The organism is Mycolicibacterium xanthum (assembly GCF_019710635.1).
Lineage (GTDB): Bacteria > Actinomycetota > Actinomycetes > Mycobacteriales > Mycobacteriaceae > Mycobacterium > Mycobacterium xanthum.
In genome coordinates this window covers 1-1,560 of sequence record NZ_JAIFZS010000121.1, presented here as the reverse complement: position 1 = coordinate 1,560, position 1,560 = coordinate 1, and the positions used below count along the sequence as shown (strand labels likewise).

Here is a 1,560-nt window from a genome sequence, read left to right as displayed (position 1 = left end):
CAACGGGACGACAGTGACGGTCAGCATCGTGAGCCGGACAGCGTTGCTGAAGTCCCAGTCCAGTGTGAGTCCGGAAGCCTGCTGGACGAGGTCGGACTCGAGTATCGGCACACCCGGGTTGTGTACCAGCGAGTTCCTGACCACATCCACGGCGTGCTCGGCCTGTTGGGCCGACAGTCCGCGTGACTCGGCATCGGCCAGCCACTCCCGGCGGAAGAACACGTTGAACAACAGGATGTAAACCGTTGGGCCCAGGGCATAGCCGGCTGTCCCGAAGGTCGAACGCGCGGCCGACACCGACCCGGCGTTGTCCGGCGCCGCGTAGGACAGGGTCGTGTCGGCAGCCGGGGTGGACGTCAGGTCTGCGCCGAGGTTGAGCAAGAACGTCACCAGCACCAGCACCCACAACGCCATCGTCGGCGAGGCGCCGATCGCCATCACCACTCCACTGACGGCCAGCACCAGCAGACCGGCAATCAACACCGGGCGAGCGCTGTACTTGGCGACCAGATGCCCGGCCAGGATGCTCACCGCCGCCAGGAGCAGGGTGCCCGGCAGATACACCAAGCCGATCGTCCTTGCCGACAGTCCCAGGATCAGTTCGCCGAACTGGCCCAGCACAACACTGAAACCCCCGCTCAGAAAGCCGATGGTCAACACCGCCAGCACCCCCACAACGAACCCCGGCCGAGTGAACAGCCCCAGGTCCAAAGCCGGGTGTTTCGCCTGCCGTTCATGGCGCACGAACGCGATGAAGGCCAGCCCCGCACCGACGAGGGGGACCCAGGCGCGCGCGGAGGTGAACCCGTCCTGCGCCGCGCTGAGCCCATAGACCACGCCCAACAACGCCACCCCGAACAGGCCCACGCCGGGGACGTCGAGCACGCGAGCGTGCTGGCGCGGCGGCTCGTCGACATACCGGATGATCAGCACCAGCGCCGCCAGCGCCAGCACCGGAGTGACCAGGAAAACGCCCCGCCAGCCCCAGGTCCCCACCACCCAACCGCCGACCAGCGGGCTCACCCCGTACAACACCGCATCGGCGGCCATGACGATGCCGATGGCCACCGGCCGAATCGTCGCCGGCACCGACACGGTCAGCAACGCCAACGCCAGCCCGGCCAGCGCGGTCAGCGCCACCCCATCGGCCACCCGCATCACCAGCAGAAACGGATAGTTCGTGGACAGCGCGGACAGCAACTCGACACCGATGTGCGCCACCAGCCCGTAGACCAGCAGCCGCTTGAGCCCGTAGGTGTCGCCCAGGTTTCCCACCGCCAACATCGCGGCGGCCACGACCAGCGTCGCCACGCTGGCCAAGAACCCCAGATGACCAGCGGGCACATCGAGCGCCCGGCTGATCGCCGAGAGATTCAACGTCAGCAGCCGCGGGTCGATGCCCGGGATCGCGAAGGCAATCGCCAGGCCCAGCGCGGCGAGCAGCATCCCCACCGTGATCGGTGGACGCGCTTCACTGCCGCCGGTTGCGCCAATGGGCATGGGGTATTCTCACACCCCACTCGAACGCCGCCTCGATCCCCAGGGTCGAGTCGCGGCAAG

General features: G+C 67.8%; 1 protein-coding gene. It reads right to left on the bottom strand.

Going from position 1 to position 1,560, the window contains the following annotated elements; all coding sequences use genetic code 11:
- A partial coding sequence (locus JDV09_RS26280; RefSeq protein ID WP_255606082.1) for an MFS transporter occupies positions 1 to 1,500 on the bottom strand: 1,500 nt, incomplete at its 3' end.
- Positions 1,501 to 1,560: the final 60 nt, after the last annotated feature.